The organism is Streptomyces sp. NPDC085937 (assembly GCF_044540535.1).
Classification (GTDB): domain Bacteria; phylum Actinomycetota; class Actinomycetes; order Streptomycetales; family Streptomycetaceae; genus Streptomyces.
The window spans coordinates 48,559-70,113 of record NZ_JBITSH010000001.1 but is presented as its reverse complement, the minus strand read 5'-3'; the positions used below and the strand labels follow the sequence as shown (position 1 = coordinate 70,113).

Sequence of the window (21,555 nt, the reverse complement as noted above, 5' to 3'; positions counted from 1 at the left end):
GGGGTGGCGGCCGGGACGCCGAGGGCGGTGAAGCCGGGAAAACGGCTCCACCGCCCTGGGCAGGAGATCTACGCCTCAGAGGCGCATCGCGTCAGCTGCAGCCGCTGGTCGAGCCGCAGCCCTCGCAGATGTAGCAGGAACCGGCCCGCTGCATCTTCGTACCGCAGGAGAAGCAGAGCGGGGCGTCCGCCTGGATGCCCAGCTGCATCTCCACCAGCTCGGCACTGGTGTGGGCCTGCTTCGGGGCGGGCTTGGCCGCCTCGGTCTCGGCCTTCGGCGCGGCGACCGCCTTCAGCTCCTGGGCGCGCGGGGCCGACTGGGCCAGGCCCTCGACGTCGACCTCGTCGTCGGTCGGCTCGTAGGAGCCGGTCTCCAGGTGACGCTGGCGCTCCTCGGCGGAGTGGATGCCGAGCGCGGAGCGCGTCTCGAAGGGCAGGAAGTCCAGCGCCAGGCGGCGGAAGATGTAGTCGACGATCGACTGCGCCATCCGCACGTCCGGGTCGTCCGTCATGCCGGCCGGCTCGAAGCGCATGTTGGTGAACTTCGAGACGTACGTCTCCAGCGGCACGCCGTACTGGAGGCCCACCGAGACGGCGATGGAGAACGCGTCCATCATGCCCGCGAGCGTCGAGCCCTGCTTGGACATCTTCAGGAAGACCTCGCCGAGACCGTCGTCCGGGTAGGAGTTGGCGGTCATGTAGCCCTCGGCGCCGCCCACCGTGAAGGAGGTGGTGATGCCGGGACGGCCCTTGGGCAGGCGCTTGCGGACCGGGCGGTACTCGACCACCTTCTCGACCGCGGCACGGATCGTCTCCTCGGCCTTCTCCGTGACCTCGGCCTTCTCCTTCTCCTTGGTCTTCGCGGAGAGCGGCTGGCCGACCTTGCAGTTGTCGCGGTAGATGGCGAGCGCCTTGACGCCCAGCTTCCAGGCCTCGAAGTAGATCTCCTCGACCTCCTCGACGGTCGCCGTCTCCGGCATGTTGACCGTCTTGGAGATGGCACCGGAGATCCAGGGCTGGATCGCGGCCATCATGCGGACGTGGCCCATCGGGGAGATGGCGCGCTCGCCCATGGCGCAGTCGAACACCTCGTAGTGCTCGGGCTTGAGGCCGGGGGCGTCGATCACGTTGCCGTTCTCGGCGATGTGGGCGACGATCGCCTCGATCTGCTCCTCCTGGTAGCCCAGGCGGCGCAGGGCCTGCGGGACGGTGCCGTTGACGATCTGCATCGAGCCGCCGCCGACCAGCTTCTTGAACTTGACCAGCGCGAGGTCGGGCTCGACACCGGTGGTGTCGCAGGACATCGCCAGACCGATGGTGCCGGTCGGGGCGAGCACGGACGCCTGGGCGTTGCGGAAGCCGTTCTTCTCGCCGAGGCGCAGCACGTCCTGCCAGGCCTCGGTGGCGGCGGCCCACACCGGGGTGTCCAGGTCGTCCATGCGGACGGCCGTGCCGTTGGCGTCGGCGTGCTGCTTCATGACGCGCTTGTGCGCGTCGGAGTTGCGGGCGTAACCGTCGTACGGGCCGACGATCGCGGCGAGTTCCGCGGAGCGGCGGTAGGCGGTGCCGGTCATCAGGGAGGTGATGGACCCGGCGAGGGAGCGACCGCCGTCGGAGTCGTAGGCGTGACCGGTGGCCATCAGCAGGGCGCCGAGGTTGGCGTAGCCGATGCCGAGCTGGCGGAAGGCGCGGGTGTTCTCACCGATCTTCTCGGTGGGGAAGTCCGCGAAGCAGATCGAGATGTCCATCGCGGTGATGACCAGCTCGACGACCTTCTGGAAGCGCTCGGTCTGGAACGACTGGTTGCCCTTGCCGTCGTCCTTGAGGAACTTCATCAGGTTCAGCGAGGCGAGGTTGCAGGACGTGTTGTCCAGGTGCATGTACTCGCTGCACGGGTTCGACGCGGTGATCCGGCCGGACTCGGGGCAGGTGTGCCAGTTGTTGATGACGCCGTCGTACTGGATGCCCGGGTCGGCGCAGGCCCACGCGGCCTCGGCGAGCTTGCGGAAGAGCGCCTTGGCGTCGACCTCCTCGATGACCTCGCCGGTCATGCGGGCACGCAGGCCGAACTTGCCGCCCTTCTCGACCGCTTCCATGAACTCGTCGTTCACGCGGACCGAGTTGTTGGCGTTCTGGTACTGGACGGAGGCGATGTCGTCGCCGCCCAGGTCCATGTCGAAGCCCGCGTCACGCAGGACGCGGATCTTCTCCTCCTCCTTCACCTTGGTCTCGATGAAGTCCTCGATGTCCGGGTGGTCCACGTCGAGGACGACCATCTTGGCGGCGCGACGGGTGGCACCACCGGACTTGATGGTGCCGGCGGAGGCGTCGGCGCCGCGCATGAAGGAGACCGGGCCGGAGGCGTTGCCGCCGGAGGAGAGCAGCTCCTTGGAGGAGCGGATCCGGGAGAGGTTCAGGCCGGCACCGGAGCCGCCCTTGAAGATCATGCCCTCTTCCTTGTACCAGTCGAGGATCGACTCCATGGAGTCGTCGACGGACAGGATGAAGCAGGCGGAGACCTGCTGCGGCTGGGGCGTGCCCACGTTGAACCACACGGGGCTGTTGAAGCTGAAGATCTGGTGCAGGAGGGCGTAGGCCAGCTCGTGCTCGAAGATCTCGGCGTCGGCGGGCGAGGCGAAGTACTTGTTGTCCTCGCCGGCCTTCCGGTACGTCTTCACGATGCGGTCGATCAGCTGCCTGAGGCTGGTCTCGCGCTGCGGGGTGCCGACGGCACCCCGGAAGTACTTGCTGGTGACGATGTTGACCGCGTTCACCGACCAGAAGTCGGGGAACTCCACGCCGCGCTGCTCGAAGTTGACCGAGCCGTCGCGCCAGTTGGTCATGACGACGTCACGGCGCTCCCAGGCCACCTCGTCGTACGGGTGGACTCCAGGGGTGGTGTGGATGCGCTCGACCCGCAGTCCCTTGCCGGGCTTGGTCGCCTTGGCTCGGGAACTCCGTGCCGGACCGCTCGCCGTCTCTGTCATGCCGCCTCCCTGTACGGGCGAAAACGCCCTGAAGTGCCCCGATTGTTCCCGTGGCACGGTGTTCTGTCTGATGCTGCGGGCGCCCACTCACCTGCCCGCAACAGGTCTTCTCATCGCCGCCGGCCGAACCGGTCCCCAGGTCTCGCGCCCGGGGCCGGACCGCTGCTCAGCCGGCGGCGGGAGCGGGCGCGGGCACCTGCGTGGTCCCCGTCCGTCCGCTGTCGTCTTCCGGGCTCCCCGGGGCGGCCCCGTCGCCGCCCCCGTCGTCCGTGGCGGGCCGCTCCGCCCGCCTGAGTTCCGCGATCGCGGCCTCGAAGTCCTCCAGCGAGTCGAACGCCCGGTAGACGGACGCGAACCGCAGATAGGCCACGAGGTCCAGCTCCTGCAACGGGCCGAGTATGGCCAGTCCCACGTCATGGGTGGTCAGCTCGGCGCTCCCGGTGGCCCGCACCGCTTCCTCGACCCGCTGCCCGAGCTGGGCGAGGGCGTCCTCGGTCACGGGCCGTCCCTGGCACGCCTTGCGCACACCGTTGATGACCTTGGTGCGGCTGAACGGCTCGGTGACTCCCGACCGCTTGACCACCATGAGCGAACACGTCTCCACGGTCGTGAAACGACGGGAGCAGTCCGGACACTGGCGGCGCCTGCGGATCGACGTGCCGTCGTCGGTCGTACGACTGTCGACGACACGGCTGTCGGGATGCCTGCAGAAGGGGCAGTGCATGGATCCCAACCCTCCTCACAGCAGACTCAATGGCCTCGTCGGGCCTCAGGGGCCTCACGAAGCAGCACCAGCATAGGCGATCGCGGGGGCCTCGGAGACCGGGGGGACCACAACTTCTGGGCTGCTGCCGCAATCCAACCACTAGATGTGGGGATTGGCTCATACATTCAGGCTGGCACGCGTGTCGCACGCGGAAGGGGGAAGACGGGCTCGGGAGTTCTGTCCGTCGGGCTGCCCCCTGAGGAGAAGGCGTGCCGGATACGCGGAGGGGGCGTGCCACTCCGGAAGAGGACGGGGCCGCTTCACACACCGCGAGGCCCACGATGGCAGACTGAGTCCGCACGCCGCGAGGCCGCCGCCCCGGCGGGGACCTCGGCGGTGAAGAGTACAACAAATGGCCCGTTTGTCCGGCAGGAAGCGTGGCGACCCATACACGTCAGCAAAAGAACGCGTACCGCAATTCGCGATTTTTCACTCGAACGTGTGTTTGGCGCAACCTTTCGAAAGCATCTACCGTTGTGCTGCAGGGAGACCATCGAGAGGGGCCGACGTGACCACCACCGCAGACAGTGCCGCCATCACTGCCCAGGACCGCTCCCAGGGCCGCATCGAGCCGGTGCATGCGATGAACGAAGCCACGAATCCCGAGGCGCACAAGCGCTCCCTGCCGGGGCGACCTCCCGGCATCCGGGCGGACAGCTCCGGACTCACCGACCGCCAGCGCCGGGTCATCGAGGTCATCAGGGACTCGGTGCAGCGCCGGGGCTACCCGCCGTCGATGCGGGAGATCGGCCAGGCCGTCGGGCTGTCCAGTACCTCCTCCGTCGCGCACCAGCTCATGGCGCTGGAGCGCAAGGGTTTCCTGCGCCGTGACCCGCACCGCCCGCGCGCCTACGAGGTGCGGGGCTCCGACCAGGCCGCCTCCGTGCAGCCGACGGACACCGCGGGCAAGCCCGCCGCGTCGTACGTCCCTCTGGTCGGCCGGATCGCCGCCGGTGGCCCGATCCTCGCCGAGGAATCCGTCGAGGACGTCTTCCCGCTGCCCCGGCAGCTCGTCGGTGACGGTGAGCTGTTCGTGCTGAAGGTCGTGGGTGACTCCATGATCGAGGCCGCGATCTGCGACGGCGACTGGGTCACGGTCCGCCGCCAGCCGGTCGCCGAGAACGGCGACATCGTGGCGGCGATGCTCGACGGCGAGGCGACCGTCAAGCGCTTCAAGCGGGAGGACGGCCATGTGTGGCTCCTCCCGCACAACGCGGCCTACGAGCCGATCCCGGGTGACGACGCGACCATCCTCGGCAAGGTGGTGGCCGTACTGCGCCGCGTCTGACCCCCGGCGGGACGCCGGGCCGCCCCCGGCCCGCCCCGCCCACCGACCGGACCCCGGAACCCCTGCGCCGGTTCCGGGGTCCTGCACTGTCCGGGGCGCCGTATGCGGAGCCCCGGTCTCCGCAGCCAGCGGGAGGCCCTCCAGGGCCCCCGAAGCCGTGCGGGCGGCGCCGCCGCACCCGGCCTCCGCGCTGTCGGACCGGGATACACGCCTCGCACCCCGCACGGAGGATCGCTCCATTCACGGGACGTAAAACTGCGCGCGGGGCCGATCCCGGCCCGCCGCCCCCGGCACTGTCCGGGACGCCGTCTCCAGCTCCCGCGGCCGATCGCGCCCCAGGCCGTGCGAACGGCGCCGGAGGCACCCGGTCGCTGAGCTGTCGCGCCGGGATGCATGCCTCGCGCCCGCGCCGGGACAGCTGCGCCCGTGGAGCCAGGTTTTGGGCCCCCTGCTGGCTGAACGGCTGGAAGCGGCTTCCGGGGCCGCATCTCCCCGCCAGGACGGGTGAGTGCCGCCGGCGGCAAGGGGCGGACCCGTGCCGCACTCCCGCCCACGCGAAGCGACCCCCCAGGCGGCAGCCGGGGCCCGCCCCCGGTCGACGGGAGCGTGAGCCGCACCTCCGCTGGGGAGGGCGGGGCGGTCAGGCCCCGCCTACTCCGCCTGCTCCGTCTACTCCGCCTGCTTCGCCGCCGCGTCGATCGCCGACAGGGACTTCCGCACCTGGTTGCGGTCCGTGGTGTACCAGAAGTCCGGCATCGACGCCTTCAGGTAGCTGCCGTAGCGGGCCGTCGCCAGGCGGGGGTCGAGGACCGCGACCACGCCCCGGTCACCCGAGGCGCGTACCAGGCGGCCCGCGCCCTGGGCCATCAGCAGCGCCGCGTGCGTGGCGGCCACCGCCATGAAGCCGTTGCCCCCCGCCTCCTCCACCGCCTTCTGGCGGGCGCTCATCAGCGGGTCGTCCGGACGCGGGAAGGGGATCTTGTCCATGACCACCAGCTGGCAGCTGGGGCCCGGGACGTCCACGCCCTGCCAGAGCGACAGCGTACCGAAGAGGCACGTCCGGGGATCGGCCGCGAAGTTCTTGATCAGCTCGCCGAGCGTCTCCTCCCCCTGGAGGAGGATCGGATACTCGGGAATGCGCGACCGCAGTTCCTCCGCGGCGAGCTGGGCGCCCCGCATCGACGAGAACAGCCCCAGGGTGCGCCCGCCGGCCGCCTGGATCAGTTCCGTGAGCTCGTCCAGCATGTCGGCGCGGTCGCCGTCCCGCGCGGGGCGGGCCAGGTGCTTGGCGACGTAGAGGATGCCCTGCTTGGGGTAGTCGAACGGCGAACCGACGTCCACTCCCTTCCACTGCGGGAGGTCCTCGCCCTCGGCGCCCTCGGGGCCGAGTCCCAGGGACGCCCCCACGCCGTTGAAGTCGCCGCCCAGCTTCAGCGTCGCCGAGGTGAGCACGACGGAGCGGTCGGTGAACAGCTTCTCGCGCAGCAGCCCCGAGACCGACATGGGCGCCACCCGCAGCGAGGCGCCGAAACGGTCGTGGCGCTCGTACCAGACGACGTCCCACTCGGAGCCGTTGGTGATCCGCTCCGCGACGTCGTGCACGCTCTCCACCGAGGCGAGCGCCTGCTTGCGGACCGCGTCCTCGTCCTGGACCGACTTGTCGCGGGTGCCGCCGATCGCGGAGATCACCGTGCGGCAGGCGTCGCGCAGCGCCATGAGCGCGTAGGCGAGGTCCTCCGGGATCTCCTCGAGGCGGCCGGGCAGGGCCAGCTCCATCAGCCGTTCGAAGCCCTCGGCGGCCGTCTGCAGCTGGTCGGCCGCCTTCTCGTTCGCCAGCTTCGCCGCCCGGCGCACCGCGCGGTTCACCTGCCCCGGGGTGAGCTCACCGGTCGCCACCCCGGTGACCCGGGAGACCAGCTCGTGCGCCTCGTCCACGATCAGGACCTCGTGCTGCGGCAGCACCGGCGCGCCCTCGATGGCGTCGATCGCGAGCAGCGCGTGGTTGGTGACGATCACCTCGGCGAGCTTGGCGCGCTCGCGGGCCGCCTCCGCGAAGCACTCCGCGCCGTACGCGCACTTCGTGGCGCCCAGGCACTCCCGCGAGGACACCGACACCTGCGACCAGGCCCGGTCGGAGACGCCCGGGGTGAGGTCGTCCCGGTCGCCGGTCTCCGTCTCGTCCGACCAGTCGCGCAGCCGCAGCAGGTCCTGACCCAGTTTGCTGGTGGGCGCGGCCGCCTCGAACTGGTCGAAGAGGCCCTCCTCCTCGTCCTGCGGCACACCCTCGTGCAGCCGGTGCAGGCACAGGTAGTTCGAGCGGCCCTTGAGCATCGCGAACTCCGGGCGGCGGCGCAGCAGCGGGTGAAGCGCGTCCACCGTGCGCGGAAGGTCCCGCTCCACCAGCTGGCGCTGGAGCGCCAGGGTCGCCGTGGCCACGACGACTCTCTCCCCGTGCGCGAGCGCGGGCACCAGGTAGCCCAGGGACTTACCGGTGCCGGTGCCGGCCTGGACGAGCAGATGGGCGCCGTCGTCGATCGCCTCGGCGACGGCTTCGGCCATGGCCACCTGACCGGGGCGCTCCGTGCCGCCGACGGCAGTGACGGCAGCATGCAGGAGTTCGGGGAGTGAGGGCTTCGTCATAGCGCGACCACCCTACGGCCCCCCACCGACAAACGTGCGCGGACGCCGAGGGCGGCGGGGGCTCCCGGCGCCCGGCGCTCGCCGGACGCGGCACCCGCGCCCCCGAAGCGCCTCCCCGTACCCCGAGGCGCCGCCCCGCGTGCGCCCGGCGCGCGACAGTCCGAGAACGCCCCGGCCATGCTCCGCCGGCGCCCCGGCCCCGCTCCAGCTGCGACCCCCACGGGTGCCCCGCGCGGCGCCGGGGGGACGGTCGCCGCCACCACGCCCCGACCCCTCAAGCCCCCGCTCCACGAGACCCACACACGACCGGCCTGGTCAGACGCCTTGTAGCCGAACCGTTGCCGTTCCGTCGGACGGCTCCCACAGCGAACCCCTAGTGTGTGATGCCGTTCCCGAAAGCCGTCGGAGCGGCCAGGCGACCCGTCCCGGTCGCCCGTGAAGACGGCCGCAGCACCACATTCGTTCATTCCAGGGGGAGTTCAGATCATGCGATCCATACGGCCGTCGTCCACCGCTCGTCACGAGGGGAGGCGGTCACGGAGAACCTCCCCCGTCCTGGCGGCGGTAGCGCTCGCCTCCGCGCTCGCCCTGACCACGACCGCCTGCGAGTCGGGTGACACCGACGCGAACGCCGACACCTCCGCGACGGCCGCCGCCGACGACGGCAAGCTCAAGATCCCGGACGACATCGCGGACCGGCTCAAGGAGCACGGGATCGATCTCGACAAGTGGCGGGACGGCGCCTGGAAGGACTGGGACAAGGACAAGTGGCTGCGCGAGGCGCAGGACTTCGTCAACCCGATCATCGAGGGACTGTGGGACCCGGACCGCATGCGGGACGCCGATGAGCCCGACCAGCCGGAGGTCGACGAGAACGACATCTCCGGCGACCAGGGCGTGACCGACCCGACGCCGGACCCGGTGCAGGCGAAGGCCGTGGCGCCGTCGTACCACGAGAACGCGCCCACCGCGGGCAAGCTGCTCTTCGACTCGCCCGAGGGGACGATGGTCTGCTCGGCGACCGTGGTGGAGGACCCGGCCAACCCCGGCAAGTCCAACATGGTGTGGACGGCGGGCCACTGCGTGCACGCGGGCAAGAAGGGCGGCTGGTACCGCAACATCGCCTTTGTGCCGTCGTACAACGACTCGGGCATGTCGGCCAAGGAGATCGAGGGTGCCACCAAGGAGCAGATCGCTCCCTACGGTGTCTGGTGGGGCGACTGGGCCCAGACCTCGGACCAGTGGATCGAGCAGGGGGGAGCCACGGGCGGTGACGGCGCGTCCTACGACTTCGCGGTCATCCATGTGACGCCGGAGAAGGGCAGCGACGGCAAGTCGCTGGAGGAGACGGTCGGTTCGGCCATGCCGGTGGACTTCAACGCCCCCGCGGTGCCGAAGATCAAGGAGATGACGGCGATCGGCTACCCGGCCGCGCCGCCGTACGACGGTCAGACGATGTTCAACTGCGAGGACAAGCCGGGCCGGCTGTCGCTCACCGCGTCCGACCCGACGATGTACCGCATCGGCTGCAGCATGACCGCCGGTTCCTCCGGCGGAGGCTGGATCGCGACGGGCTCCGACGGGGAACCGGCGCTGGTGTCCAACACCTCGATCGGCCCGGTGACGTCCGGCTGGCTGGCCGGACCGCGGCTCGGCGACGAGGCCAAGGGCGTGTACGACGCGGTCAGCGAGAAGTTCGCCGGTCGGTGACCGGACCGTCCGCCCCGGGTGCCGCCGCGCACCCGGGGCAGGGCAGACCGGCACGGTGCCCACGTCGCCCGTTCACGGCCGTGCCGACGAGGTCGGCGTCGGTGCGGGACGGTCGGCGGCGCGTGCGTTCTTGAGGGTCTTCAGGCCGCGGTAGGCGGAGACGAGGAGCACGTCGAACAGCAGGGTCACGCTGAGCGTGAAGGTCCAGTCGGCCCACGCCCCGACGGAGCCCGCGCTCGGCGTGACGGCCGCGAACACCGCCTTGGCCGCCGGGTAGGTGGCACAGCTCAGGAGGATGATCCCCCACAGCGGCATGTTCCTGAGCGGGTTGCGCCACGCCACGGCGACCAGGGCCAGGAACGCGACCAGCGCGGTGATGACATCGATTCGGTCCATGCGTCCATGATCTCGACGAAGTACCTGCCTTGGCATCGACCACCAGGACGATCGCCGCCTAGGCCGCGCGATCTATACCCTCCTCGCCCGCGTCGGCCCGGCACCGCTTCCATGCCCTCCACCAGGCACTTCCGTGCCCGCTACTACACTTGTGTCAATGGTTCGAAGCAGCCGTTGGCTCCTGCCCCTCCTGCTGGCGGCCGTCCAGTCGGCCCTGTGGTCCGCCGAGGCACGCGCGACGGAACCGGCTGCGGGAGCCACCGCGTGGCTCACCGCTCTCACCGCCACGGCGCTCAGTGTGCTCGCCCTCGGACAGCGCAGGCGGGCACCGCTCGTCGCCCTGGCCGGGACCCTCACGGTGTCCGTCCTGGTCCAACTCCTCCTGCCTCCAGACACGTTGGCCTTGGTCACCGTGGTGGCGGTCCTGGTGGCGCTGTTCTCCGTCACCGCTCTGAGCGACCGGGGCCGGGGCCTGGGCGCGACCGCCGTCGCCTGCGCCGTCCAGTTCCTGCCGAGCGTCGCGCGGCACGGGTTCGGCGGCGCCTCCCTGCCCGACTGGTTCGTCACCGTCGGCCTCTGTTCGGTGGCGGCCGCTCTCGGCGCGGGCCATCGGCACCGGCGCGGCGAACGACGGCTGTCAAGGCTGCGGCTGGCCCGCGCCGAGCGGCAGAAGGAGCGGGCGGCTGTCGCCGAGCGGGAACGTCTGGCGCATGAGTTGCACGACATCAGCGCACACCACCTCACCTCCGTCGTGGTGTCCGTGGAGGCGGCCCGCCGACTCGGTGGCAGCAGACCCGATCTGGTCTCCGACGCCCTCACCTTCGCGAGCCGCACCGCCCAGGCGACCCGGTCCGCCCTCGGACGACTGGTGACGGTCATGCGGGCGGACGACTCGCCGGCCGTCCGGCCGATGACCGCGCCGATCGAGGAACTCGTCGCGGGATTCGGCAGGGTGGGGCGTCCCATCACGGTGTCCTTGCCCCCCGACCTCGCCGGACCCGCGGCCGAGGCGGCCCACGGCATCGTCCGCGAGGCCCTGACGAACGCCTTGCGTTACGCACCGGGCGCCCCGGTCTCCGTCCGGGCGGAACGGGCGGACGGCGCACTGCTGTTGACGGTCGACAACGGCAGGCCTCCCGGTGCCGCCGGCGACCGGCTGGACATCGGCTCCGGACGCGGGGTGGCGGGGATGCGGCGGCGGGCCACCGAGCTGGGCGGGCAGCTGACCGCCGGGCCCCGCCTCGACGGGGGCTGGCGCGTGCACGCCGTGCTCCCCGAACCGTCCTCGGCACGCGGGGCCCTCACCGGCAGGCGGCGCGATTTCACCCGTGAGCAGCGGATCGCGGACGTGGCGGTGTTCGGCTTCGTCACCATGGTCTCGGTGGGCGCCGCCCTGGAGGTGGCGGACCGCGCCGGTTCCGGGGCGCCGGTCCGCCTGCTGCTCGCACTGCTGCTGACCGTGCACGCCCTGCCCCTGCTCGGGCGGCGCCGCGCTCCGTGGCTGGTGCTCGCGGCGACCTGTGCCACGGCGCTGTTGTGGCCGGCGGCACTCGGCAGCGGAGTGCTGCCGCCGGCCGCCGCGAGCGCTCTCGTCTGGGGCGGATGCGCGGAACTGGCCGCCGTCTACGCGGTCGCCGCGTACGGCCGTGTCCTCGGGCCCCCGCCGAACGCCTGGCCGCCGGCCGCGGGGACGGCGTACCGGCCTCGTCCCCGACTGACGTATCTGGCTGTCCCCGCCGCCGTCCTGTCCTTCGCCGTGGCCGTCATGACGTCCTTCGCCGCCGACGGCCGGCTGCTCGGGGACCCCGTCGATCCGTTCACCGTGGCGTTCCTCCTCGCCCCGCTGCTGAGCGTCCTCGCTGTGGGATGCACCGTCGTGTGGCTGGCGGGATGGCTGATGCACAGGCGCCGCCGCCGGGAGCTGGACCGCGGGGAGGCGGCTCTCTCGGCGGTGCTGTGGAGCACGAGGGGTCTGGTCCACGACGAGCGGCGGAGGGTGGCGGACGGCCTGCGGGAGACGGTGCTCCGGGAGACCGACGGGATGATCTCCGCTGCCGCGGCGGGCAGTCTGGACGACGTGTACGCCGCGACGAGGGCAACCCTGTCCGCCATGCGCGGCCTGCTGGGGAGCCTCGACGCCGGCAAGGCCCCCCAGCAGCGGCACCGGGCGAGCGCGGCATCCGGCTCCGGCTCCCCTGTAGCAGAATGATCAGTTGAACGGCCCCCGGCGGGGGTGTGCGGCCCCTCGTGGGCGAGGAGAGGAGAAGTGCCATCAGCATCCGTGTGCTGGTCGCGGACGATCAGGCGATAGTGCGGGCGGGGTTCACGGCGATCCTCGCGGCCGAACCCGACATCACCGTGGTCGGAGAGGCGGCCGACGGCGGGGCGGCCGTGGCGATGGCTGCCGAGCTCGAACCCGACCTGGTGCTGATGGACATCCGCATGCCGGGCATGGACGGGTTGGCGGCCACCCGTCTCATCACGCGGAACAGCCGCCGGGTCCGGGTCCTCGTGCTCACCACCTTCGACCTGGACGCCTACGTCTACGACGCCCTGCGTGCCGGCTCCTCCGGTTATCTGCTCAAGGACTCCGAGCCGGACGCGTTGCTGCACGCCATCCGGGTCGTCGCCGCAGGCGACGGTGTCCTGGCGCCGGCGGTCACGGGACGTCTGATCGCCGCCTTCTCCCAGGGGGCACCGGTCCCCGCGGGGACGACGGCAGCCGTGGACAGCCTTACGTCCCGCGAACGTGAGGTGCTGACCCTGGTCGCCACGGGCCTGAGCAACGCGGAGATCGGGGACCGACTGGGGCTGGCGCTGGGCACGGTGAAGGTGCATGTGAGCGCCGTGCTCGGCAAGCTGAACCTGCGGGACCGTGTGCAGGCGACCATCTTCGCCTACGAGAGCGGCCTGATCCGCCCGTCGGGGGCGCTCGCCTCCTGACGCGCCCCGGGCCTCCGTCCGGCGCCTCGCCACCGCATGCGCGTCCCGGTTCCGGTCCAGGGACATCGGGCCGGTCCCTCCGGCACAGCCCGTCCCCGTAAGGAACCCCCGAGAGGCCGAGCCGCTGTCGCCTTCCGCGCGGCCCGTCCCCGTAAGGGGCCCCGGGGAACGGGACCCGCGGCGGGGGAACCCGGCGCGGGCGAGGCGCCGGGACGGTTCAGGACGGGACGAGTTCCAGGGCGACCACCCTGGACGCGGACGGAGTCGTCCGGACCATGGCGAGCCCGGCCCGCTGGAAGAGCCGCCCGAACTCGTCGAGGCTGCGCTCCCGTCCGGTCGACAGCGCCATCATGTTGAGGTCCATCAGCGGCTCCAGGCCGGGCGTGCCGACCTTGTCGACGAGGAGCTCCATCACCAGCACCCGCCCGCCGGGGCGCAGGGCTTCCCGGCAGTTGCGCAGGATACGGACGCAGGAGTCGTCGTCCCAGTCGTGCAGGACGAACTTCAGCAGGTGGACGTCCCCGGACGGCACCTCCTCGAAGAAGTCGCCGCCGACGAAGTCGAACCGGTCGGCGACGCCCAGCGCCTCCGCGGAGGCGTGGGCCTCGGGGGCCACGTGCGGGAGGTCGAGGACCAGACCGGTCAGGCCGGGGTGGCGCTGGAGGAGGGTCTGGACGAGGTTCCCGCCGGCGCCGCCGACGTCCACCACGACCTGGGCGTCCGCCAGGTCGATCACGTCGGCCAGCTTGTGGGCCAGGCCGCGGGTCATGGCGGTCATCGCGTTGGTGAAGACCTCGGCCTCCGCCGGTTCGCCGGCGAGCCAGTCGAAGACGGGCGCGCCCAGGGTCGCCTCCGTCTGCGGGGCGCCGGTGCGCACGGCGTCCGCGAGCCGTCCCCAGGGCAGCCAGTGCGACCGGGCGCCGCCCCACAGGGCCAGGTCCCGCAGGGAGTCGGGTGCGTCGGAGCGCAGGGTGTCGAGCAGGGGCGTACCGGTGAAGCGCTCGTCGTCGGCGGGGACGACCAGGCCGAGGGAGGCGCAGGTCCGCAGGAAGCGGAAGGTCGCATCGGGGTCCGCGGACTCCGCCTCGGCCACCTCGGCCGCGGTGGCGCCGGTGCCGTGCACATGGTCGGCGATGCGCAACTCAGCTGCCGTACACACCACTTGGGTGACCCAGTAACCGGTCACCATCTGGAGCATCCGCCCCGTGGCCCCCACCGGACGTTCGACGGAACCTGCTGCGACGAAATCGTGCTCGAACAAAGTCATGCAATCGATCATGTCGCCCGGCGCGGCCCGCGACGTCGTCCGCCATGACGAGTGGCGACTAGGCCGCGGGACATAGACGGCGCCTTACGGAACCGGCGGTCGGCCTCCGCGCCCCGGAGACCGCGCAGGGCGAAGGCCCGCCCCCGCTGGTCTGCGGGGGCGGGCCTTCGTCGTGTGCGTGTCCGGATCAGCCCGCCGTCGCGGGGACGTACGGCGTGAGTTCCGCGGCCAGTTCCTCGTGCACCCGCACCTTGAGCAGGGTGCCCTCCGGGGTGTGCTCCTCGGAGATCACCTCGCCCTCGTCGTGGGCGCGGGCGACCAGCTTGCCGTGGGTGTACGGCACGAGTGCCTCGATCTCCACCGACGGGCGGGGCAGCTCGGCATCGATCAGGGCGAGCAGCTCCGGGATGCCCCGGCCGGTGCGGGCCGAGACGGCGATGGAGCGCTTCTCCACCCGCAGCAGCCGCTGGAGCGTCAGCGGGTCCGCCGCGTCGGCCTTGTTGATCACGACGATCTCGGGCACACCGGTGGCGCCGACGTCCCGGATCACCTCGCGCACGGCGGCGAGCTGCTCCTCCGGGTTCGGGTGCGAACCGTCCACCACGTGCAGGATCAGGTCGGAGTCGCCGACCTCCTCCATGGTGGAGCGGAACGCCTCGACCAGGTGGTGGGGCAGGTGCCGGACGAAGCCGACGGTGTCGGCCAGCGTGTAGAGCCGGCCACTCGGGGTCTCGGCCCGGCGCACGGTCGGGTCGAGGGTGGCGAACAGGGCGTTCTCCACCAGCACACCCGCGCCGGTGAGGCGGTTGAGCAGCGAGGACTTGCCCGCGTTGGTGTAGCCCGCGATGGCGACGGACGGCACCTTGTTGCGCTTGCGCTCCTGGCGCTTGATCTCGCGGCCGGTCTTCATCTCCGCGATCTCCCGGCGCATCTTCGCCATCTTCTCGCGGATCCGGCGCCGGTCCGTCTCGATCTTGGTCTCACCGGGACCACGGGTGGCGAGACCGCCGCCCTTGCCGCCGCCCATCTGCCGGGACAGCGACTGACCCCAGCCGCGCAGTCGCGGCAGCATGTACTGCATCTGCGCGAGGGCGACCTGCGCCTTGCCCTCTCGGGACTTGGCGTGCTGGGCGAAGATGTCGAGGATCAGGGCCGTACGGTCGATGACCTTGACCTTGACGACGTCCTCGAGGTGGATGAGCTGACCGGGGCTGAGCTCACCATCGCAGATGACGGTGTCCGCGCCCGATTCGAGCACGACGTCGCGCAGCTCCTCGGCCTTGCCGGAGCCGATGTAGGTGGCCGCGTCCGGCTTGTCCCGGCGCTGGATCACGCCGTCGAGGACGAGGGCGCCCGCCGTCTCGGCGAGGGCGGCGAGCTCCGCGAGGGAGTTCTCGGCGTCCTGCGCGGTGCCCGAGGTCCACACCCCGACGAGCACGACGCGCTCCAGGCGGAGCTGCCGGTACTCGACCTCGGTGACGTCCTCGAGCTCGGTGGAGAGCCCGGCGACGCGGCGCAGCGCCGCGCGCTCGGAGCGGTCGAACTGGTCGCCGTCCCGCTCTCCGTCGATCTCGAGGCTCCAGGCGACGTCCTCTTCCATCAGGGCATCGGCCCGAAGACCCTCGGCCTGGCTGTGCGCGAAGCGGTTGGTGTCCTGGGAAGGGGAAGAAGAGGAGGTCATTGGGTCCTTACGTCGTTGGGTTGCCGTCTGCGGCGACGGAGCCGGCCGAGCGGCCCCCCGTCACTGTCCACAACGTCCGGGTACCCCGGGAGATTCCCGTTTCCCCTGTCGCGCGGACCCGACGATGGTCGCACGGTACGGCACGTCTCGTCACCGTGTTATTCCCCTCCCGGGTCGGGCCGATGCCCGTGCGGGCCGGGCAGGTGGCCGTGCCGGAGTTCGCGCGTGTCGGGACCGGGGGTGGTGTCCACGGACCGGTCGGCGGGCCGCCAGTCCGGGTGGCCGGGCATGGGCGGCGTCCCGGTGTCGTACAGCCAGGGGTGCAGGAAGCCGGTGAGGTCGCGGCCGGCCACCTCGGAGGCCAGCTTCACGAAGTCGGCGGTGGAGGCGTTGCCGTCGCGGTGCCGGGAGACCCACTCGCGCTCCAGCCGGTCGAACGCGACCTGTCCGATCTCCTGGCGCAGCGCGTAGAGCACCAGTGCGGCCCCGCCGTAGACGCCCGGACGGAAGATGCTGATCTTGCGGCCCGGGTCGGGCGGCTCGGGCGCGGCGGGCGGGCCGCCCGCCGCGCGCCAGCCGTCGGAGAACTCGTACGCGGCCCGCATCCGGGCCTCCAGGGACCTGCCCCCGCGCTCCTCGGCGTACAGCGCCTCGTACCAGGTGGCGTGGCCCTCGTTGAGCCACAGGTCGGACCAGGTGCGGGGGGTGACGCTGTCGCCGAACCACTGGTGGGCCAGCTCGTGCACCATGATCGACTCGACGTACCAGGCGGGGAGGGCGGGGTCGGTGAACAGGTCCCGTTCGAAGAGGGAGAGCGTCTGGGTCTCCAGCGCGAAGCCCGTGGAGGCCTCGGCGAGCAGCAGGCCGTAGGTGGCGAACGGGTAGCGTCCGACCCGCTCCTCCATCCAGGCGATCTGTGCCGGGGTCTTCGCCAGCCACGGTTCGAGCGCCGTGCGCTGCTCGGTCGGGACGACGTCCCGCAGCGGCAGGTCGTGGGGCCCGGTGCGGTGCAGCACGGTGGAGCGGCCGATGGACACCTGGGCGAGCTCGGTCGCCATGGGGTTGCGGGTCCGGTAGGTCCAGGTGGTGGTCGCGCGGGTGCGGTCGACGGCGGTGGGCAGGCCGTTGGCGACGGCCGTGTAACCGTCCGGGACGGTGATCCGGAACGTGAACATCGCCTTGTCGGAGGGATGGTCGTTGCCCGGGAACACCAGGTGGGCGGCGTCGGCCTGGTTGGCCATGACGAGGCCGTCCGCGGTGCGCACCCAGCCGCCCTCGCGGTCTCCGGGGCGGGGGTCGCTGGTGTGCCGGACGGTGACGCGCACCGACTCGTCCCGGTCGAGGTCGTCGTCGGGGGTGATCACCAGGTCCTCGCCCGCGCCGGTGAAGGCGGCCGGTTCGCCGTCGACCTCGACCGAGCGGACCGTGCCGTGGGCGAAGTCGAGGTTGATCCGGTCCAGGTCGGCGGTGATGCGGGCGTCGATGGTGGTGACGGCGTCGAGCGGCCGGTCGTTGGCCCCGGGATAGGTGAGGGCGATGTCGTACGCCTGGACGTCGTAGCCGGGGTTGCCGAGGTGGGGGAAGAGCGGGTCGCCGATGCCGAGCGGTTCGGCCGGGGTGCTCGCGGCGACCAGGCAGACGCCGACGGCGGAGGCGAGCAAGGCGGAGGTGGTCCGCCGGCGACGGGCGCGCGCGGGTCCGGGCGCCGGGGGGCGGTGGGCGTGCGCGGGCAGGTGGGGGGAGGTGAGCGGCATGCCTCACGGCTATCAGCGCGCGGGGGTGCCGCTGCGGCGGCGCGCTCCCGACCCACCCGATCGGGTAATCACACCGCAGTCGTCCGTACGCCGGGTGCCGTCACCGCCGACGGTGGCCGGACCGCGCGGGCTCAGGCGCCCGGTGCCTGGGGCTGGGCCCGGCTCACGTCGTACACACCGGCGACGTTACGCATGGCGCGCATCAGGGCAGGCAGCTGGGCGGCGTCCGGGATCTGCACGGTGTAGGTGTGGCGCACCTGCTGCCGGTCCGGCGGCTCGACGGTCGCGGAGACGATCTCGGCACCCTCCGTGGCCATCGCCTCGGTGAGGTCCGCGAGCAGGTGCGGCCGCACGAACGACTCCGCCACCAGGGTGACCCGGCACTCGGCGCCCTCCCCCCAGCGCACACCGACCTCGGCGCGGCCCGCGCTCTTCATCCGGGCCACCGCTGGGCACTCCGTGCGGTGCACGGTGACCGCTCCCCCGCGCACGGCGAACCCGGTGACGTCGTCGGGCGGTACGGGTGTGCAGCAGCCGGCCAGCCGTACGGTCGCGTCCGCCCGGTCGACCAGGACCTGGGCGGCGGAACCGTCGGCGTCCGCCGCTCCGGCCCCGGGCGCCTGCGGCGCGCCGGAACCGTCCGCGTCCAACGGCCGCGGGGCCGCCGGCTCGTCCGCGCGCAGCCGGACCGCCGGCTCGGTGTCCGAGGCGGCCGGGTCCTCCGGCGCGGGGTGAGCGGCGAGCCAGCGCTGGATGGCGATCCGGGCCGCCGGGGTGTGCGCGTGCTCCAGCCACTCCCGGGACGGCTCCGAGGCCGCGTCCTGGTCCATGAGCAGTTGCACGGTGTCCCCGTCCTTGAGGACGGTGCTCAGCGTCGCCAGCCGGCCGTTGACCCGGGCGCCGATGCAGGCGTGGGCGTCCTCGCCGTACTGCGCGTAGGCGGCGTCGACGCAGGTCGCCCCCTCGGGCAGGCCCAAGGTGCCGCCGTCGGGACGGAAGACGGTGATCTCACGGTCCTGGGCGAGGTCCTCGCGCAGCGTGGACCAGAAGGTGTCGGGGTCGGGGGCGGCCCGCTGCCAGTCGAGCAGCCGGGAGAGCCAGCCGGGCCGGGTGGGGTCGACGCGTTCGCCGTCGCCCGCGGTCTGCTCCTCCGGCGGAGCGGCGTAGGGGTTGCCGAGGGCGACGACCCCGGCCTCGGCGACCTTGTGCATCTGGTGGGTGCGGATGAGCACCTCGACGACCTGGCCGTCCGTCGCCGCGACGGCGGTGTGCAGCGACTGGTACAGGTTGAACTTGGGGACGGCGATGAAGTCCTTGAACTCCGAGACCACCGGCGTCATACAGGTGTGCAGCTCGCCCAGTACGCCGTAACAGTCGGCGTCCTCGTTCACCAGGACCAGCAGTCGGCCGAAGTCGGCGCCGCGCAGCGGGCCGCGTTTGCGGGAGACCCGGTGCACGGACACGAAGTGGCGGGGCCGGATGAGGACTTCGGCCGGGATGTCGGCCTCCCGGAGCACCTTGCGCACGTCGTCGGCGACGTCGGCGAGCGGGTCGTCCTCGCGGGCCGCGTTGCGGAGGATCAGCTCCCGTGTCCGCTCGTACTCCTCGGGGTGGAGGATGGCGAAGACCAGGTCCTCCAGCTCCGTCTTGAGTGCCTGGACACCGAGCCGTTCGGCGAGCGGGATGAGCACGTCACGTGTCACCTTGGCGATGCGCTCCTGCTTGGCGGGGCGCATGACACCGAGGGTGCGCATGTTGTGCAGCCGGTCGGCGAGCTTGATCGACATCACCCGGACGTCGTTGCCGGTGGCGACGAGCATCTTGCGGAAGGTCTCGGGCTCGGCGGCGGCGCCGTAGTCGACCTTCTCCAACTTGGTGACGCCGTCGACGAGATAGCGGACCTCCTCGCCGAACTCCTCGCCCACCTGCTCGAGCGTGACGTCGGTGTCCTCGACGGTGTCATGCAGCAGAGAGGCGGTCAACGTCGTGGTCTCGGCGCCGAGTTCGGCCAGGATGAGGGTGACGGCGAGCGGGTGGGTGATGTACGGCTCGCCACTCTTGCGCATCTGTCCGCGGTGCGAGGACTCGGCCAGCACATAGGCGCGGCGCAGGGGTTCGAGGTCGGAGTCGGGGTGGTGGGCGCGGTGCGCCTCGACGACGTGTCCGATGGCGTCGGGCAGCCGGTCGCGGGCGGTCGGTCCCAGCAGCGCGGCGCGGCCCAGCCGGCGCAGGTCGAGCCGGGGACGGGACTTCCGGCGCGCCCCGGCGGGTGCGACGTGGCTCGACGTCATCGGGCCCGGGGTCGCGGGTTTCGCGGCCTCCGCGTTCATGAGCACCTCCGGCTGCGTGGATCCGGCGGACGGCGCCCCAGGGCGGACTCGGGCCTGGGGGACGGCGTCGCTCCCCCGTCCGGGCCGGTGCTTGATGCTACCGAGCCGCACCCGGTCCGACCGGCCGCCTCCGGCTCAGCGTGAAACGGATCACTCCAAAGAGCGACGGGCGGTTCAAGGTCATTTTCACGCCATCGGGTGGGCCGTCCGCCATGGTCTCGAAGCCGCGCGCCCGGCCTGCCCTGCGGTTCGACGGCCGGACGGGCCGCGGACCGGGAGATCATGTACGGCTCCGGTCAGCCAAGGGCGCTCTCCAGCCACTCGGCCTCGATCACACCCTCGGCGACGATCACCGCGGGGCCGGTCATCTCGATCTCGCCGTCCGGCCGTTCGGTGATCACCAGGGTGCCTCCGGGGAGGTCCACGGTGTACGTCACCGGGAGGCCGGTGACGCGCGGGTCGACGCCGTCCCGGCGCGCGGTGGCCACGGCGACGGCGCAGGCGCCGGTGCCGCAGGAGCGGGTCTCGCCGGCGCCGCGCTCGTGCACCCGCATGGCCACGTGCCGCGGGCCGCGGTCGACGACGAACTCCACGTTCACGCCGTCCGGGTAGGCGGAGGGCGGGCTGAACGGCGGCGGGGTGAACAGGGTGCCCGCGTCGGCCAGGTCGCCGACGAAGGCCACGGCGTGCGGGTTGCCCATGTTGACGTTGCGCGCGGGCCAGTCGCGCTCGCCGACGCTCACGGTGACGTCGCCCTCGGGGAGCAGCGCCCGGCCCATGCCGACGGTGATGTCACCGTCCTTGGCGATGTGCACGGTCTTCACTCCCCCGCGCGTGGCGATGGCGAGGTCACCTTCGGCGGCGTGCCCGGCGCGCTGCAGGTAGCGGGCGAAGACACGCACGCCGTTGCCGCACATCTCGGCGATCGAGCCGTCGCCGTTGCGGTAGTCCATGAACCACTCGGCCTCGTCGGCCATGGACCGCGCCTCGGGGTGGGCCGCGGACCGCACCACGTGCAGCAGCCCGTCGCCGCCGATGCCCGCGCGCCGGTCGCACAGGGCGGCGACGGCCGCCGGGGGCAGGTCGACGGCGTTCTCCGGGTCCGGGACGATCACGAAGTCGTTCTCCGTGCCGTGTCCCTTGAGGAAGGCGATCCGCGTGCTCATTCCTCGATCCTACGGCGTGACCGTGACGGGACGCCGTCGCCTGTGGACGGCGGGGACCGGGGAGGTCAGCGCAGGCGGGCGACCCGCCACACGGCGAGGGCCACGACGGCCGCGACCATCACGGCGTAGGCGGCCACGACCCGCCAGTCCGACGGGCGTCCGGAGCCGCGGGGCGGCAGGCCCGGCCAGGAGTAACCGACCTTGCGGGCGGCCATCATGCCCCAGCCGGCCGCGCAGGAGCAGATCAGCAGGCCCAGCATGGCGATCACCGCGCCGCTGTCGCCGAAGTCGAAGGCGAGCGGGAAAGCGAACATCAGGGATCCCAGCGCGCCCAGTCCGACGATCGGGGCGAGCTGCCAGACGCGCAGCCGGCGCTGCGGGCGCAGCTCCACCTCGACCTCGTCCCCGCCGGCGAACATCTCCTCCGGCTCGGGACCGTCGTCGGTCACCCCGCCCTGTGTCTCGTCGGGCCCGTCGGGGCTGAGACGGTCGGTCTCCTGCTCCGGGGCGTCCCGCTCGGTGGCGAGGTGCTCCGTGCTGTGTGCGGTGTCGCGAGGGCCGGCCTCCATCGCCACGCGCCCTCCCAACTTAGGACTCCACTGGTCGATCGAAGCTTGATGATGGCACG

Annotated in this window: 14 protein-coding genes; 4 read left to right on the top strand and 10 right to left on the bottom strand. The window is 72.0% G+C overall.

All coding sequences use genetic code 11. From position 1 onward, the window contains the following. Positions 1-91: 91 nt before the first annotated feature. Positions 92-2,986, bottom strand: coding sequence for a vitamin B12-dependent ribonucleotide reductase (locus ACIF8S_RS00290; RefSeq protein WP_399996440.1), 2,895 nt, complete (start codon positions 2,984-2,986; stop codon positions 92-94). A 166-nt stretch (positions 2,987-3,152) separates the two neighbouring features. Next, complete coding sequence (nrdR, locus tag ACIF8S_RS00285; protein ID WP_399996438.1) at positions 3,153-3,710, bottom strand: transcriptional regulator NrdR; 558 nt, start codon at positions 3,708-3,710, stop codon at positions 3,153-3,155. Positions 3,711-4,260: 550 nt separating this feature from the next. On the opposite strand from nrdR, the gene lexA reads away from it, so the two are divergent. Then, complete coding sequence (gene lexA / locus ACIF8S_RS00280) at positions 4,261-5,040, top strand: transcriptional repressor LexA (protein WP_024885652.1); 780 nt, start codon at positions 4,261-4,263, stop codon at positions 5,038-5,040. Positions 5,041-5,709: 669 nt separating this feature from the next. On the opposite strand, the gene ACIF8S_RS00275 is transcribed toward lexA, so the two are convergent. Then, positions 5,710-7,680 (bottom strand): ATP-dependent DNA helicase, encoded by a 1,971-nt coding sequence (locus ACIF8S_RS00275; protein WP_399996437.1) that lies wholly within the window; start codon positions 7,678-7,680, stop codon positions 5,710-5,712. 486 nt (positions 7,681-8,166) lie between these two features. Between ACIF8S_RS00275 and ACIF8S_RS00270 the strand changes: the two genes are divergently transcribed. Further along, entirely contained in the window at positions 8,167-9,390 is a 1,224-nt protein-coding gene (locus tag ACIF8S_RS00270; protein WP_399996436.1) for a trypsin-like serine peptidase, read from the top strand. A gap of 72 nt (positions 9,391-9,462) precedes the next feature. Here the strand turns inward: ACIF8S_RS00270 and ACIF8S_RS00265 are convergent, their stop codons facing one another. Continuing rightward, entirely contained in the window at positions 9,463-9,786 is a 324-nt protein-coding gene (locus ACIF8S_RS00265; protein ID WP_399996435.1) for a hypothetical protein, read from the bottom strand. Positions 9,787-9,943: 157 nt separating this feature from the next. Here ACIF8S_RS00265 and ACIF8S_RS00260 point away from each other — a divergent pair, with 157 nt between their 5' ends. Beyond that, entirely contained in the window at positions 9,944-11,995 is a 2,052-nt protein-coding gene (locus tag ACIF8S_RS00260) for a sensor histidine kinase (protein ID WP_399996434.1), read from the top strand. 62 nt (positions 11,996-12,057) lie between these two features. Next, positions 12,058-12,729, top strand: a complete 672-nt coding sequence (locus ACIF8S_RS00255) for a response regulator (protein WP_399997048.1) — start codon at positions 12,058-12,060, stop codon at positions 12,727-12,729. 217 nt (positions 12,730-12,946) lie between these two features. Here the strand turns inward: ACIF8S_RS00255 and ACIF8S_RS00250 are convergent, their stop codons facing one another. The 6 genes from ACIF8S_RS00250 to ACIF8S_RS00225 all read right to left on the bottom strand — a co-directional run bounded on the left by ACIF8S_RS00250 (position 12,947) and on the right by ACIF8S_RS00225 (position 21,496). Next, a complete protein-coding gene (locus tag ACIF8S_RS00250; RefSeq protein WP_399996433.1) occupies positions 12,947-13,996 on the bottom strand; it encodes a methyltransferase in 1,050 nt (349 codons plus the stop codon). A 187-nt stretch (positions 13,997-14,183) separates the two neighbouring features. Beyond that, on the bottom strand, positions 14,184-15,677 hold the full coding sequence (hflX, locus tag ACIF8S_RS00245) for a GTPase HflX (protein ID WP_399996432.1): 1,494 nt from the start codon (positions 15,675-15,677) through the stop codon (positions 14,184-14,186). A gap of 158 nt (positions 15,678-15,835) precedes the next feature. Then, positions 15,836-17,431, bottom strand: coding sequence for a M1 family metallopeptidase (locus tag ACIF8S_RS00240; protein ID WP_399996431.1), 1,596 nt, complete (start codon positions 17,429-17,431; stop codon positions 15,836-15,838). 131 nt (positions 17,432-17,562) lie between these two features. After that, a complete protein-coding gene (locus ACIF8S_RS00235; RefSeq protein ID WP_399996430.1) occupies positions 17,563-19,761 on the bottom strand; it encodes a RelA/SpoT family protein in 2,199 nt (732 codons plus the stop codon). Between the two features lie 296 nt (positions 19,762-20,057). Beyond that, the gene (gene dapF / locus ACIF8S_RS00230) at positions 20,058-20,927 is read right to left on the bottom strand and encodes a diaminopimelate epimerase (RefSeq protein ID WP_349797740.1); all 870 of its coding nucleotides are present in this window, start codon (positions 20,925-20,927) and stop codon (positions 20,058-20,060) included. Between the two features lie 65 nt (positions 20,928-20,992). Then, the gene (locus ACIF8S_RS00225; protein ID WP_399997046.1) at positions 20,993-21,496 is read right to left on the bottom strand and encodes a hypothetical protein; all 504 of its coding nucleotides are present in this window, start codon (positions 21,494-21,496) and stop codon (positions 20,993-20,995) included. Positions 21,497-21,555 lie beyond the last annotated feature (59 nt).